Annotated in this window: 12 protein-coding genes; 2 read left to right on the top strand and 10 right to left on the bottom strand. The window is 35.4% G+C overall.

Going from position 1 to position 14,884, the window contains the following annotated elements; genetic code table 11:
- Nucleotides 1–169: 169 nt before the first annotated feature.
- The 4 genes from ACB104_RS06150 to ACB104_RS06135 all read right to left on the bottom strand — a co-directional run bounded on the left by ACB104_RS06150 (nt 170) and on the right by ACB104_RS06135 (nt 6,884).
- On the bottom strand, nt 170–1,021 hold the full coding sequence (locus ACB104_RS06150) for a class I SAM-dependent methyltransferase (protein WP_370477405.1): 852 nt from the start codon (nt 1,019–1,021) through the stop codon (nt 170–172).
- 77 nt (nt 1,022–1,098) lie between these two features.
- Entirely contained in the window at nt 1,099–2,970 is a 1,872-nt protein-coding gene (gene mnmG, locus ACB104_RS06145; RefSeq protein WP_370477404.1) for a tRNA uridine-5-carboxymethylaminomethyl(34) synthesis enzyme MnmG, read from the bottom strand.
- A 73-nt stretch (nt 2,971–3,043) separates the two neighbouring features.
- On the bottom strand, nt 3,044–3,460 hold the full coding sequence (gene ybeY / locus ACB104_RS06140; protein ID WP_370477403.1) for an rRNA maturation RNase YbeY: 417 nt from the start codon (nt 3,458–3,460) through the stop codon (nt 3,044–3,046).
- Nucleotides 3,453–6,884, bottom strand: coding sequence for a coiled-coil domain-containing protein (locus tag ACB104_RS06135; protein WP_370477402.1), 3,432 nt, complete (start codon nt 6,882–6,884; stop codon nt 3,453–3,455). Before ACB104_RS06135 ends, ybeY begins: the two co-directional genes overlap by 8 nt.
- A 100-nt stretch (nt 6,885–6,984) precedes the next feature.
- Between ACB104_RS06135 and gltX the strand changes: the two genes are divergently transcribed.
- Nucleotides 6,985–8,496: a glutamate--tRNA ligase gene (gene gltX, locus ACB104_RS06130; protein ID WP_370477401.1), complete on the top strand. Its 1,512-nt coding sequence runs from the start codon at nt 6,985–6,987 to the stop codon at nt 8,494–8,496.
- 34 nt (nt 8,497–8,530) lie between these two features.
- On the opposite strand, the gene ACB104_RS06125 is transcribed toward gltX, so the two are convergent.
- On the bottom strand, nt 8,531–9,214 hold the full coding sequence (locus ACB104_RS06125; protein ID WP_370477400.1) for a hypothetical protein: 684 nt from the start codon (nt 9,212–9,214) through the stop codon (nt 8,531–8,533).
- Between the two features lie 73 nt (nt 9,215–9,287).
- On the opposite strand from ACB104_RS06125, the gene ACB104_RS06120 reads away from it, so the two are divergent.
- A complete protein-coding gene (locus ACB104_RS06120) occupies nt 9,288–10,220 on the top strand; it encodes an SPFH domain-containing protein (RefSeq protein ID WP_370477399.1) in 933 nt (310 codons plus the stop codon).
- Nucleotides 10,221–10,301: 81 nt separating this feature from the next.
- Here ACB104_RS06120 and ACB104_RS06115 read toward each other — a convergent pair whose 3' ends face one another.
- The 5 genes from ACB104_RS06115 to ACB104_RS06095 all read right to left on the bottom strand — a co-directional run bounded on the left by ACB104_RS06115 (nt 10,302) and on the right by ACB104_RS06095 (nt 14,868).
- A complete protein-coding gene (locus ACB104_RS06115; RefSeq protein ID WP_370477398.1) occupies nt 10,302–10,655 on the bottom strand; it encodes a hypothetical protein in 354 nt (117 codons plus the stop codon).
- 104 nt (nt 10,656–10,759) lie between these two features.
- Nucleotides 10,760–11,392 (bottom strand): response regulator, encoded by a 633-nt coding sequence (locus ACB104_RS06110; protein WP_370477397.1) that lies wholly within the window; start codon nt 11,390–11,392, stop codon nt 10,760–10,762.
- On the bottom strand, nt 11,389–13,044 hold the full coding sequence (locus ACB104_RS06105; protein WP_370477396.1) for a sensor histidine kinase: 1,656 nt from the start codon (nt 13,042–13,044) through the stop codon (nt 11,389–11,391). The genes ACB104_RS06110 and ACB104_RS06105 overlap by 4 nt, the downstream gene beginning before the upstream one ends.
- 120 nt (nt 13,045–13,164) lie before the next feature.
- Nucleotides 13,165–14,319 (bottom strand): GNAT family N-acetyltransferase, encoded by a 1,155-nt coding sequence (locus ACB104_RS06100; RefSeq protein WP_370477395.1) that lies wholly within the window; start codon nt 14,317–14,319, stop codon nt 13,165–13,167.
- A 66-nt stretch (nt 14,320–14,385) separates the two neighbouring features.
- The gene (locus ACB104_RS06095) at nt 14,386–14,868 is read right to left on the bottom strand and encodes a DUF1761 domain-containing protein (protein WP_370477394.1); all 483 of its coding nucleotides are present in this window, start codon (nt 14,866–14,868) and stop codon (nt 14,386–14,388) included.
- Nucleotides 14,869–14,884: the final 16 nt, after the last annotated feature.

Below are 14,884 nucleotides of genomic sequence, written 5' to 3'. Positions count from 1 at the left end.
ATTACTTTGAATTTAACTTATAATCAACATTTATAGTTTTTAAAATTTGAATATATTTCATCTATTGCTCCGGGCTCCAAATAAAGCCATTTAAAGAAGCTTCTAAAACAGAACATGTATTTCCTTATTATAGTCCTTAATTTCAGCCGTAAGAGCGCTAAATGCGTTTTTACCTGTTTTTTATAATATAAATTAACGAAGAAGCCTCTTTGTTAAACAAGGTTTTTAAATTTGAGAGCAATCCAATACAAAAACCTTTAATTAAATTCATTTTTCCTGACTTATATCTTTCAGAAAGTAAGCTTACATAAAATGCGTCAAACCACATGGGTTTCATTTTTTTTACTTGCATGTTCTGTTTTTCCATGAGTTTAAAAACGGAAGATTTATTAAAATGCCATAAATGCCTTGGCACATCATAAGCCGCCCAAAATTGTTTATAATGTTTTGCATCATAACTTTTATGATTTGGCACAGCAATGATTAAAGTTCCATCTGGTTTGAGTAGTTTCTTAAAAACGGAAACTTGTTCCTCTAAATTTGGCAAGTGCTCGAAAACATGCCACAAGGTTATAACGTCATAACCATGCTTTTCAAATTTTAAAAGCTGCTCCGTTTCAAAAACTGCATTGTGGGTTTTTTGGTTGGCAATTTGTCTTGCTTGTTTGTTCGGTTCGATTCCGAAAACTTTCCAATTGTTATTTTGGGCTACTTGTAAAAAATCCCCCGTTCCACATCCAACATCTAAAAGTGTTTTACCTTTTGGTGAAAAAGAATTAATCAGGTTTAATTTACTTTTTAAGGATACACTTCTAACTAAGTGATATGCTTTTTCAAAAAGATTTCTTTTGGCATCTGTATGGGAAATGTAATCTTCGCTTTGGTAATATTCGGGAAGTTTTTCCTCAGATGGTTTTGGTATGGTTTCCAAAAAACCGTATTCCGAATTCTCTACAAGTTGGAATTCTTCTCCTGAAACAGAATGGTCCTTTACCTTTAAAACTTTAGATGTGTTGCTCATTTGAAAACAGATTCTGAATCTAGTTCAGAAGGACAAAAAAAGAAAATATTTTGATGTTCCACGTGGAACGTTTGAAATCATCTTCCCATATAAACAAGTAAAACTGAAATATCATTTGGCGAAACGCCACTGATTCTTGATGCTTGCGAAACAGTTGTTGGTTGAATTTTTTTCAGTTTTTCACGTGCCTCAAAACTCATGGATTTGATTTTTGAATAATCAAAATTCTCTGGGATTTTTACATACTCGAGCCTGCTTAATTTATCAGCATTGTTTTTTTCTTTGGCTATATAACCAGAATATTTCACTTGAATTTCGGCTTGCTCAATAATCTCACTGTCTAAATTATTTTCTTGAATGTAAGACTCCACCTCCTCAATTTTTCGAATATCATTCATTTCGATATTTGGGCGCGCAAAAATCTTAAACAGCTTTCCTGATTGCTTTACGGGAGCCGAATCTTTATCTTCCAAAATCGGATTAATGTCTTTAGGTTTCACACTTAAATTCTCAAAAAAGCTTACGAATTTTTCTGCTGCTTCATGCTTCTCTTCCATTCTTTTTAATCGCTTTTCAGAAGCTAAACCAAGTTCATAACCTTTAGGGGTTAATCTTAAATCGGCATTATCCTGTCGTAACAAGGTTCGATATTCGGCACGAGAGGTAAACATTCTATACGGCTCCTCAGTGCCTTTTGTGATTAAATCGTCTATCAAAACACCAATATAAGCTTCATCTCTTTTTAGCATGAACGGATCCTTTTCTTGAACTTTTAAACTAGCATTTATTCCTGCCATCAAACCTTGAGAGGCTGCTTCTTCATACCCTGTTGTTCCGTTAATTTGTCCAGCGAAGAAAAGACCATCAACAAGTTTGGTTTCCAAAGTATGCTTCAATTGCGTTGGCGGAAAATAATCATACTCTATGGCGTAACCCGGACGGAAAAACTTAACGTTTTCAAATCCCTTAACGGATCTTAATGCCTTAAATTGAACATCTTCAGGAAGCGAAGTTGAAAAACCATTTACATAAACCTCAACTGTATTCCAACCTTCCGGTTCAATAAATAATTGATGCCTATCTTTATCTGCAAAACGGTTTATTTTATCTTCAATTGATGGGCAATAACGAGGCCCTAAACTTTTAATTCGGCCATTAAACATAGGAGACCTATCAAAACCTTCACGCAACAAATCGTGAACCAATTCACTGGTATAAGTCATATGGCATGAGCGCTGCTTTTTTAATGGTTTTGTAACGTCTAAATAAGAAAATTTTTCAGGGTTCTCATCGCCAGGTTGCTCAATCATTTTTGAATAATCCAAACTCCTTCCGTCAACCCTAGGCGGTGTTCCTGTTTTCATTCTGCCCGAGTCAAAACCCAAATCAACTAATTGTTCGGTAATTCCTGTCGCAGCTTTTTCGCCAGCACGGCCTCCACCAAAATTCTTGTCACCAATATGAATTAATCCATTTAAAAAAGTACCATTCGTTAAAACAACTGCTTTAGACTTTATCTCAACCCCCAAAGATGTTTTTACGCCAGCAACTTTGTTTTCATCCATCAAAAGTCCTGAAACCATTTCTTGATAAAAATCAAGATTCGGGGTTTGCTCCAAAAGCAGTCTCCAATCTTCGGCAAAACGCATTCTATCACTCTGCACCCTGGGGCTCCACATAGCTGGTCCTTTAGATTTGTTCAACATTTTAAATTGAATGGCAGAGGTATCAGACACAATACCGCTGTAACCACCCAAAGCATCAATTTCACGAACAATCTGCCCCTTTGCAATTCCACCCATCGCAGGATTGCATGACATTTGAGCAATGTTCTGTAAGTTCATGGTAACTAGCAGTGTTTTGCTACCCATATTTGCAGCTGCAGCCGCGGCCTCGCTTCCAGCGTGCCCAGCACCAACCACTATGACATCATAAACCTCGTTAAACATAATCTTTATGTTGAAAAACATGTTCCACGTGGAACATATAAAATTTTAAGTCTGCAAATATACGTTGAATTCTTTAATTTGAAACGAGCTGATTCAAGTAGAAAGTTTCTTTTTCTCTCATAAGTTTTGCGTCAGCTTCACTCTTGTCTTTGTAGCCACAATAATGAAGCACGCCGTGCACAATTACTCGATGCAACTCGTCATCAAACGAAACATTAAAATCCTTAGCATTGTCCTCTACCCGTTCAATAGAAATGAAAATATCCCCTTGTATAATTTTTCCGATAGAATAATCGAAACTAATTATGTCTGTTAACGTGTCATGATTTAGAAACTCAACATTCAATTTATGCAAATATTCATCATCACAAAACACATAATTGATTTCTTCAAGTTTATGGTTTTCCGATGAAATGGTATTTAAAATCCAAGTTGAAATTTGATCTTCATCTCTCAACCTAAATTTAGTTTCATAATTGAAATTAATCATTTCCACCACTAAAATATTCTTGCACTTTCCTTTTATAAACTTGTTGCAAAGGTAACGCTTGTCTGTTTAATATTTCGGTAGTTTGAAAATATTCCTTTGCTGTTGGGATTTGATTGTTTGCGTTATTATAAAAACTCTTTTTATTTGTTTCAGATTCACGCTTATCATCCTCTCCTTGCTGAAACGTTGCATTCTCCAATTTAAGTAATTGATGTTTCAAGTCCATCATTTTTTTAAGGGTTTGGTTTGTAAAACCTTTATTTAGGAGATCTAATTCAATATCCTCCATCTTTCTTACTAGTGCATTTCCATTCCCATTTTTCCCCTCTTTGGACAATCTATCTTGAAGCGCTTGCCGCAACTGTTGCTGTTGTTGGTAAATTTCATAAAGCAAACCGTCTAGATCTTCATTAGTGTCCTCGCCTTCTCCTCCTATTTGCTCACCATTTTCTCCCTTGTTATTAGCTCTTCCCTTTTCACCATCCTTACCCTGCTTACTGGGTTTATTTCCTTCCTTTTCTCCTTGTCCTTCCTCTTTTCCTTCACCTTCTTTTGGGTTACCTTGCTCTCCTTGCTTCATGCCTTTCTGCATCATTTCATTAAGCTGTCCTTGGGTAATAATAATATCGGGCAGTTGCATATCACCATCACCGCCTTTACCAACAGACATGCTCATGTTTTCTTGCATATTATCTAAAAAGTCGCTTAAAAAATCTGCCAAATTATTAGCCGCCGTAACAGCGAACTGTTGATTTGAAATTCCTTGATACAATTGATTTTCTGCAAGTAAAACCATTGCCTTTTCCATGTTGTAATAAACATCACTAACCTCCTTATTAACTTGTTCTGAAAGCTTGGGCTGGCGCAACGATAGAGCGAACAAACTATCGTCTATATGCTCAAAATGCTCCTTCAAATCATTTTGCTTTCTTAAATAGGAAGCAAACTTGTTATGGTTAACTTCTATGGATTTAAACAGATTCATGAGCGCTTCTTGATCAAAAGAAAACAAAACCACATTATCCAATACTTGACGCAACATTTCTATATCCTCCTGCATTTGCTCCCCGCCACCAGCCTGCATGGCGCTTTTCATGCTTTGACTCATTTGAATCATTTTCTTAGCGGCCTTCTTTTGGCTATTTTGTGCATTCTTTAAACTTTGCTTTTGATTTTCGTCAGCATTAGTTTTATCACTTTCAGTAGATTTTAGTCCTTCCTTTTTTTCTAGTTCTTCAGAGGCATTATTTTGTTCTTCATCCACTTCTCTTTCGTCCAACTCATCTCTTGGAATATCGATTGGCTTTTTAAGTTCATTGCTCTCCTTTTCTAGTTCTTCTATATCCTTCTTAAAATTCTGAAACTGCTCATTCAATTGCTCTTGGCTTTCCTTTGTGTTATTTTCATCTGGTTCATTAGACAATTTTTCTTGATCGATAGCTAACTTCATTAAATCTTCTTTCAGCTTTTCAAGTTTCTTTTCAACATAGAAACGCTTGGTCAATTCCAGAAGTTGCTCTAAGCTACGTTTCTTGTTCTTATTCTGTTTTGCCAGTTCATCCAATTTTTTAATAAGCTCCTCATTATTGATTTTATCCTGAAGCTTTTCAATTTCCTTGAGTAACTTTTCATCTTGCTTAAGCTTTTCCTCATTGTCTTTGAGTCGTTCTTTCAACTCCTCTTTGAATTCATCTTGTTCAGTATTTTCTTTCTCAAAATTTTCCAAATTATTTTGAAGCTTCTTATTGAAATTCTTCATCATTTCGTCCTGTTGCATCTGACGTTTGAAAAAAACTTCCAATTTCTTTTTGTCGTTAAAATTTAAAGTTGATTTCTCCCTTTGTGTCTTTGTCAGCTCCTCAAGTTCCTTTTGTCGAACATTAAACTTTTCCAAAGATTTATTTAAATCCTTGATGGTTTCGTTTTGTTGTTGCAGATTTTTTTGAGCCTCTTCTTCTAATGTTCGTTTTCTGTATGTGAAGACATTACTCTTCACGCCTTTATAACGATTAATTTCATCATTATCAAATACTTGAAAGTACAATTCGTAAGCAACACCTTCTTCTATGTTCAAATCATTTGGGAATGCAGAAATAAACTCTGAAACATTTGAATTAGAAACGGGCATTGTAACAATCTCCTTCTCATTTTCGTTCAAAACTGGATAATAAACAAGTTGAAGTTTCGTAAAACCATAGTCATCGCTCACCTGCCCGTGGAAATAGAGCGTTTGTAAATCAAGGCTGTCTTGTTGCATTTCCATGTTAATCTCAGGATATTCATCCTTAACGACGCCTATACTAAAAGCCAAATTTTCAAAGTTTTGGAGATTCTTATTACTTGTGCTTAAAGTGTAATTAAGATTATTGAATACTTGTTTTGATGCTTCAAAATTTCCATCTTTTTCGGAGTTAAAGCTTACAGTATCTTTGGCGTATAAAAACACATTATCTGTGGCTTTGGTACTTAGTTGCCATTTGATGTTTGTACCTTCCGGTACTAGGGCATTACCTGTACTTTTTAATATTTCATCTTTTTTGTTGGTGTAATTAGGATAGTCCAAAACCATTTGAAAGCTCAAAACCGATGGTGTTTCTACAACTTCAATGGCATACGGTTTGGAGGTTACTTCATTGGCCGAAAGTTGAAACTCAACAGCTACCCTGGGTTGTGTAAACACGTATTCAAATTCGCCCAAAGCCTTTTGTTGCAAAAAATAAGTTTGGCCGTTATAGGTTATTTGAGCGCTTTCTGGAGTAAGCTCTCCAGCGGTTTTAACCACAAGCTTAAAGTCTTGGTTTTCAATGGCAGTCATGCTTTCATTCAATACATAAAACTGAAACGGTGCTGGCGGCTCATAAGCCGTTTTATAGTGCACCACACGTTTGTAACTATCACTAAACCAATTAAAATTCCCTGTAAAATAAGTAAGTAACAAAATAACAATTGGAATGGCCGCATATTTTAGATATCCAAAATTCTTTTTGAAATTAATAGCAAGCTTAAACGGAATTGGCTTTAATTCCAGCGATTTCTGTTCGATACTCGCCAACAGCAATTCAGATTTTGATGGACTTCCGTGCAACTGTAAAACATTCAAAAGTTTATCGTTAACCTCAGGAAAATGCTTGCCAATAATTCTTGAGGCTTCTTCATAATTGAGCCCTTTTTGAAGTTTGAACAACTTAGCCAACGGAATAAAAATGAACTTAACCAGCAGCCCAAATTCTACCGTAACAAACACCCAAAATAAAACAGTTCTGGCCCCAGTATTCAGCCATAAAACATGTTCAACAAAAAGCGTAAAGAGAAAATACAGCAGCCCAATAGCAAAAAACAAAATGACTCCTTTTAGCAATTCATTGGTGTAGTAACGCCGAATGAATGCCTCTAATTTGTTTTGTATGGTTTTAAAGTTGCTCATGATTTGGGAAAATTTCATGCTAATTTACTAAACTACAATTTTATTTTATACCATGTTCTTAATTACCTGTTAATTGTATCTTTGCCAAAAATTAAAAAAGATGACCAAAAACGTTCGTGTGCGTTTTGCGCCAAGTCCAACAGGGCCTTTACATATTGGAGGTGTTCGTACCGCATTATTCAACTATTTATTTGCCAAAAAACATAACGGCACATTTATTTTAAGAATTGAAGATACGGACCAAAATCGTTATGTAGAAGGTGCAGAGCAATATATTACTGATGCCTTAAACTGGTGCGGAATGCCATTTGATGAAGGTCCTGGGAAGGAAGGCTCATTTGGTCCTTACAGACAAAGTGAACGCAAACATTTGTATAAAAAATATGCCGATGAACTCATCGCAAAAGGCCATGCCTATTATGCCTTTGATACAGCCGAAACTTTAGATTTTCACAGAAAAGATCATGAAAAAAAAGGAAAAACCTTTATTTACAATTGGCATAACCGATTAAAATTGAGTAATTCCTTATCTCTTAGAACGGAAGAAGTCCAGGCTAAATTGGATGCCGCCGAGAATTATGTTATCCGATTTAAATCGCCTAAAGATGAAATACTTCATTTAAAAGACATTATTCGTGGCGATATAAAAATTGACACCAATATTCTGGATGATAAAGTATTGTTTAAAAGCGATGGCATGCCCACCTACCATTTGGCAAATATTGTAGACGACCATTTAATGGAGATTACCCATGTAATTCGCGGCGAAGAATGGTTGCCTAGCTTGGCCTTGCATTGTCAATTATACGATGCTTTTGGTTGGCAAGCTCCAGAATTTGCGCATTTGCCCCTTATCCTAAAGCCCACAGGAAAAGGAAAATTAAGTAAGCGTGACGGCGATAAATTAGGCTTTCCTGTATTTCCTTTAGAATGGAAAGACCCTAACACAAAAGAGGTTTCAAGAGGTTATAAAGAAGATGGATATTTCCCAGAAGCTATGGTTAACTTTTTATCCCTTTTAGGCTGGAACCCTGGCACAGAGCAGGAGATTTTCAACCTAGAAGAATTAATAAATGCCTTTGAATTGGAGCGTGTCAATAAATCAGGTGCACGTTTTGATCCTGAAAAAATTAAATGGTTTAACCATCACTACATGCAAGAACAAAGTAATGATATATTGGCGAAAACCTTTAAATCTAAACGTCCTGAACTTTCTGAAATTGATGTGAATTACACCGCTAGGATAATCGGTTTAATAAAAGAACGCGCCACGTTTGTTTCAGATTTTTGGGAACTGAGCCATTTCTTTTTTACAGCACCTACTGAATACGATGAAAAAGCAACCAAAAAAGCTTTTAAAGAAGATACTTTAGAGCTTATGGAAAAACTGAAAAGCATCATTTTACATATTGATGATTTTACTGTAGAAAATTTACAAAATGATATAAAAGGTTGGATAACAGAAAACAATATCGGTTTTGGTAAAGTAATGATGCCCTTGCGTATTGCGCTAGTTGGCGCTTTGCAAGGCCCAGATGTTTTTGATATTATGTTTATAATTGGGAAGAATGAAACGGTTGAACGAGTTCAATCTGTGATTGATGTTTTATAAGTTTCTGTCTTTCTGAACTTGTTTTCAGAACATATTAGAAGGAAACCGTAGCTCCCAAAACCAACATACTTTGGTTACCTTTAAAGCGGGCATCTCCCCCACTGGTATCCAAATCTTGCTTTTCCAGTTTTTTCAACATATTGGTAAAACCGTAAATGTATTGGGCTTTCAGCTTGAAGTTTTTTACACCAGCCGACACCCCTATGGTACCATTAAAATGAAATTGGGATACATTAGTGATATCCTCAGCCGTTAAATTTGTATAGTTATTTATATAAAAGCCTTCTTGGTTTTTATCGTCAAACTCTAATTTGCTATTATACTGTAGCATTGGGCCCAAATCAATTGTAAAATGGTTTGGCAACACTTTAACGTGCATCAACATTGCTACTTGTACAGCAAAAAGTTTGTAATCTATAAATTCTTCTTCTGTGCCCACCGATGCCGGACGACCTAAAACCTCAACATGGTTTTCGGAAAGTTGCATGCCAAAACTTATATTATACCAACGCAACGGAATATCTACAGTGGCCATGGCGCCTCCAGCAAATCCGTTGGATTCTTTAGTTTCAAAATTGTCGGTTAAAATGTTGAATTTAGAAATACCACCTGTAATACTAAATCCATTAGTAATGCGGTAACTTCCTCTTTGGGCAAAACTATTTGTAACAAAACATAGGGTAATTGCTACTAATAAGAAAAGTCTGTTGTAATTCATTTGTAAGGATTATTAGCGACCAAATATAGTGTATTTTTGTATCTTACTTTTCTTAAACCTTAAACTAAACATTATGAGCTTTTTTTATATCCCATTTATTGTTTTAGGCCTATTGATTTTCATCGCCTCATTCTTTATTGTAAAACAACAAACCGCTGCTATTATTGAGCGCTTTGGTAGGTTCCACAGCATTAGACAATCTGGTCTAAAATTAAAAATCCCTTTGGTAGATAGGGTGGCAGGACGCCTAAGTTTAAAGATTCAGCAGTTAGATGTTATTGTTGAAACCAAAACTCTTGATGACGTATTTGTAAGATTGAAAGTGTCAGTTCAATACCGGGTTTTAAGCCAAAAAGTGTATGATGCCTTCTATAAACTGGATTATCCGCACGAGCAAATTACCAGTTATGTTTTTGACGTAGTACGTGCTGAAGTCCCTAAAATGAAATTAGACGATGTATTTGTGAAAAAAGATGATATCGCCTTAGCTGTAAAAGCTGAATTGAACGATGCCATGCTTGATTATGGTTTTGATATAATTAAAACCTTAGTAACAGATATTGATCCTGATGCGCAGGTAAAGGCAGCCATGAATCGCATTAACGCGGCAGAACGTGAAAAAACTGCCGCCCAATATGAGGGTGATGCACAACGAATTTTAATTGTTGAAAAAGCTAAAGCTGAGGCCGAAAGCAAACGTTTACAAGGTCAAGGTATTGCTGACCAACGTCGTGAAATAGCCCGTGGTTTGGAAGAATCGGTTGAAGTGCTTAATCGCGTTGGTATAAACAGCCAGGAGGCCTCGGCGTTAATAGTAGTAACACAGCATTATGACACCTTGCAGTCTTTGGGTGAAGAAACCAACAGCAACCTTATTTTACTGCCCAATGCTCCTCAAGCCGGAAGCAATATGCTGAACGATATGGTTGCCAGTTTTACCGCCAGCAACCAAATTGGTGAGGCCATGAAAAACGCTAAAAAGAAAGGTGGCGACACCGCTAAATAAGACGGCCATTGAGCAATTTTTTATATATAAAGAACAAAAAAGGCATCACGATGTGATGCCTTTTACTTTTGTTAAAATAAGCTATTCCTTTTCTACGTTATTTGCAACCTCAGTGTTAACTGACTCCTCTTTCTTTTCATTCTTCCAAGGTTTGTAGTTTTTATACTCAGGACCTATTAAGTTGGCTCTTTCGTTGTTTGATACAACCTGAGTGTATTCAGCTTCCGATGTCTTTGTCCAAGGCTTATGGTTTTTATACTCTGGCCCCGTTAAATTCTCCTTTGAGTTGGACGTATACACGTTTTTAGCTTTGGTTTTATTTTTCCAAGGTTTATAATTTTTGTAAGCTGGTCCTGTTAATTCACTTCTTTCTTGCCCAAACGAGCTTATGGATGTAAAAAAGGCAACTGCCATTATTAATGCTAAGTTCTTCATAGTATTTACAATTTTAATTTGTATCAAAATTAACTGAAAAACCTAGTCTTGGCTGATATGGGAAACCACGTAATTTATATCCGTATTTATACGGATGCCTTGCTTTAAATCAAATTGATTTGCGCTGCCTTTTTTATTAATTCTGCAGTGTTTTTTACGTCCAATTTTTTTAAAATATTGGCACGATGGGTTTCAATTGTTCTGGTGCTAACAAATAATTTAGTTGCAATTTCCTTGGTGGTAAGTCCTTGAGAAATTAAGCTCAGAACCTCACGTTCTTTGTTTGAAAGTATATTTTCGCTTACCCTCTGGTCTGACATAAAATTTATCATCTTTTCAGAAATTTTAGGGCTAAAATATTTCTTCCCTTGGTTTACAATGAGCACCACTTTAATCAATTCATCTTCGTCGGCATTTTTTAGCAAATAACTATAAGCGCCACTTTTGGCGCATTTTGCTATGTAATTACCATCGTCATGCATGGAAATAACAATAGGTTTAATAAATGCCTTTTTACTTTTTAGTTCTTTTAAAACTTCAAAGCCATCCATATTTGGCATGGTAATATCCAACAAAACAATGTCAATTTCATTGTTCTCATTTAAGGCCTCCATAAACGCCAAACCGTCACCAACGGTTGCCACAACCTCAATATCACCGTGTTTTATTAAAAGTTCTTTTAAGCCGTTTCTAAACAGCTCATGGTCGTCGGCAATTATTACTTTTATTTTGCTCATAATTCTATGGGTAATTCTATTTCAAATGTGGTCATTCCTTTTTTGGAATCTATTTGGATTTGTCCATTACAGATTTCTACACGTTCCTTAATATTTATGATACCAGAACCAAGTTTTACACGCTCAAGATCGAAACCAATACCGTCATCAAAATAGAAAAGCGATATAAAATCGTCGAACTCGGAGAGTGAAATTCTAATATTTTTACATTTTGAATGCTTTAATGCATTATTGATTAACTCTTGTGCAATCCTGAAGATATTTATGGCTTGATTTTTAGTTATTTTACTATTGTTTTCTTTGGTTAAATCTTCAAATTCTATGGAGATTCCGGAAGTTTCTTTTATACTATTCACGAAATTTGTGAGCGCCACACCCACCCCAAAATCATCAATGGTTGAGGGCATCAAAGCGTTGGACATTAAACGAATTTCAGAAATTGTAGAATCCACTATATTTATCATTTCCTGTTTTTGCTTTTTTGTATCAACTTTATTTTCAATATAAAACTTTAATGAAGTTAAAAGTGGACCAATGCCATCATGCAGTTCCCGTGACAGTCGTCTCCTTTCATTTTCAAGGCCATCTACCATTAATCGTTGGGTTTCTACTCTGTTCTTGTTTTCCTTGCTTCTAAATTCAATCAATTTATCCCTCATTTTTATAAGGCTCTTCCCAAGTGAATCATTTTGGCTCCTTGGTTCATAATCGTTATTGAGATTCATCTTCCCAATTTCATTAGAGAATTTAACAGCTCCTTGAAGCGATTTTTTCAAATTGTCCAAAGCGGCAAACATTTCCTTTATTTCAGCCGAATTTTTATTGAATTCATTGGTTTGGTTATAGTCTCCATCTGCCATTATCTTCAAGCTTTTTTGCATGTTAATAATGGGATTGGTAATCAGTCTAGTTAAAAATAAAGACAAAACAACAGCAATTAGCATGATTAAAATTATAAGGCCCAAAAGTCTAAGCTTTAAGCTTTTTAGCGGTGCCTTTACTTCACTCAAATCAATCTCACTCAGTATACCCAGATTTAAATTGGATATGTTTATAGAGCCGTAAGCACTGTATACCTCTACCCCTCTATAGTCTTTTATTATAGCTTTCCCTGCGTTTCCTGAAATAGCGTCAACAGCGGCTTTGGTTTTAGCAAATATGGAAGACGGCGTTTCCTCTGGCACAAAACGCGATTGTGACCTTAGGTGAAAATCTTCCCCAACTAAATAAGATTCGCCGCTGCTACCCATTCCTGTGCGTTCCAGCAATATTTCCTTAATCTTGTTATAGTCAATAATCTTCACTTTGGCTTGGTTGTCAGCAACCGAAACCAAACCTATAGCTGTTTGTCCGTTGATATTATACTTGGTGAAATCAAATATCCCGGAAGTAGTTAATACAGATTTTGGCAGTTTTAATGCAATGCTATCCATAGGGAAATCTGTGGGTTTTGAATTCAGAAATTTAGCCCATTCACTTTTTATCAAATTTTCAACTTGTACCTGCTTTAGGGTTTTTATGGAATTGAGCTGAAGAAAAATTCTATCATCCAACGCTTTTGAAAACTGACTATAAAATGTAATAGACAACATTAAAATAACCAAAAAAATAAGGCTATTGATTATGATTAATATTAATGTTCTTAAACTCATATTATTCAAAATGTTGATGGCAATTTCTTGTCAAATACTCTAAAACCTAAATTTATCAAATATTATAAAAATGAAAACAGTAATTTGAAAAAACAGTAATGAGCAAAGATTTAGATAATCCTATTTAAACGGATGCCTTACTTCCCAATCTTCTGATGGGTTCATAAGTTTAAAGATCTGCCTTAAAATAGCATTTAAAAAACCATTGGTATGCTTTAAGTACACAACCAAGGGGATAGCTTCCGCACCTACCGAACTTTTAATTTCCATGGCCGTTCGGGCATAAACAACCGTATTGAACTTGTTTTCAATACCATATTGAAGCATGTCGTAAAGCATGTTTAAATACAATTGATTTGGATATTGATGTTCTTCATCATATCCTAAAAAATAAGTTTCCAGGGCTATATTGTTTAAAATCAAAGTGTAAAAACCAACCAATTGGTCCTTTAAAAAATACCCATAAACTCTAAAGTTTTCCTTTAAATTGGCCTTAAGACTATAAAAATGGTTTTCGGGTAAAATGAAGGTGTTAAACTTGGCGTTGTTGGATACGTTCATATAAAACTGATGCAATTCTGGTGTATATTTTTGAATGTCCAAAAGACTTAACTCAACCGGCTTAATGGAGTTCCGCTTTTTTCTGGCACGTTTGTATCTATCTCGGTATTTTTTGTTTAGGGTGGCTATGTAGTCATCAAATTTTATCCATTCAGGCTTGACTTGAAGCAACATGTTTGGCTGTACATAAACTTGGTGAAGTTTGGCTACGTCAAAAACATGTTTTTCCTTATGTATTTCATCATCTTTAAAAAAATCCTTTAGTACAACAGCCCTAATTTTCTTGCCTTGACTTTTCTTTATTTGGTCTTTAATTTCATCTAATGCTGAAAAAATCTCTCTAAAAAAATCGGATTGTGAAATAGCTGTTCTTCTAAAAAATAATCCGTGTTGTCCGGTATGGGTTAAATTTCCAACAACCAAAATATTTCCCTTCAAAACACGCGAAACCAAATCTTTAAAAAATGTTTTAAAGCATGAAACTTTAGTATTTCTGAACATGTCTTTTAAATACAACTGTACCCGTTGAACAATGGCAACACCTGCTAAGGCTTCGCCGTTAAAAACACCAACATAAAACCACTGAATGTTATTGGGAGAAGCTTTTTCCATCGCTTGTAAATAACTCGTTTGCAAAAACACATCGTGCTTTGCAAGTAAATTCCAGCCCTCTGGAAGTTCGTTAAATGAGTTGTAAATAGTGTAGCGTATCAATTCAAAAAGAAAAGACCGAAAATTACAATTCTCAGTCTTTAAATATGTTAAAAGTTTACAAAATTATTATCTCCAACCGCAGATGATTGCGCCCATTATACCGAGCGTTACAATCCAATATCCGGCATTGATAAAGATGTATTTAGCACTTTTTCGTTCAAATAAGGCGTTAGTTCCCAAAATTGGCAGTGCAATAAAAATACCTGCCAAAATACCATGAAGCGCACCATGCTTGAAGGTTCTAAATGCATCACCATAATCACTTAAAAAAGCGTCATAAGAAGGCAACATACCCAACTCGCCTTGTGCCAGACTAACAGCGCCCATTTGGTGGATAACCATTGAAGGAAGTGCACTAGCCAATAAAAAAGCAAAAATAAACGCCATAATAAATATTTTGGCCATGTTCCCGCCTTTAATCTTTTCTTCAGTCATGCCTGATGCTTGCATCCAAACGTTACCAAAAGTCTTTGGGTTGTACCAAATAAAGCCAACAACCATGGCCGAAATTGCCGCAACCAACATGGCGACAGGATTCAAAAATTCCATAATAAAAATGTTTAGT

It is taken from the genome of Tamlana flava, assembly GCF_041287255.1.
GTDB classification, from domain to species: Bacteria; Bacteroidota; Bacteroidia; order Flavobacteriales; family Flavobacteriaceae; genus Tamlana; species Tamlana flava.
Note: the sequence above shows the minus strand (reverse complement) of the source record. Positions and strands in the feature narration are given on the sequence as shown.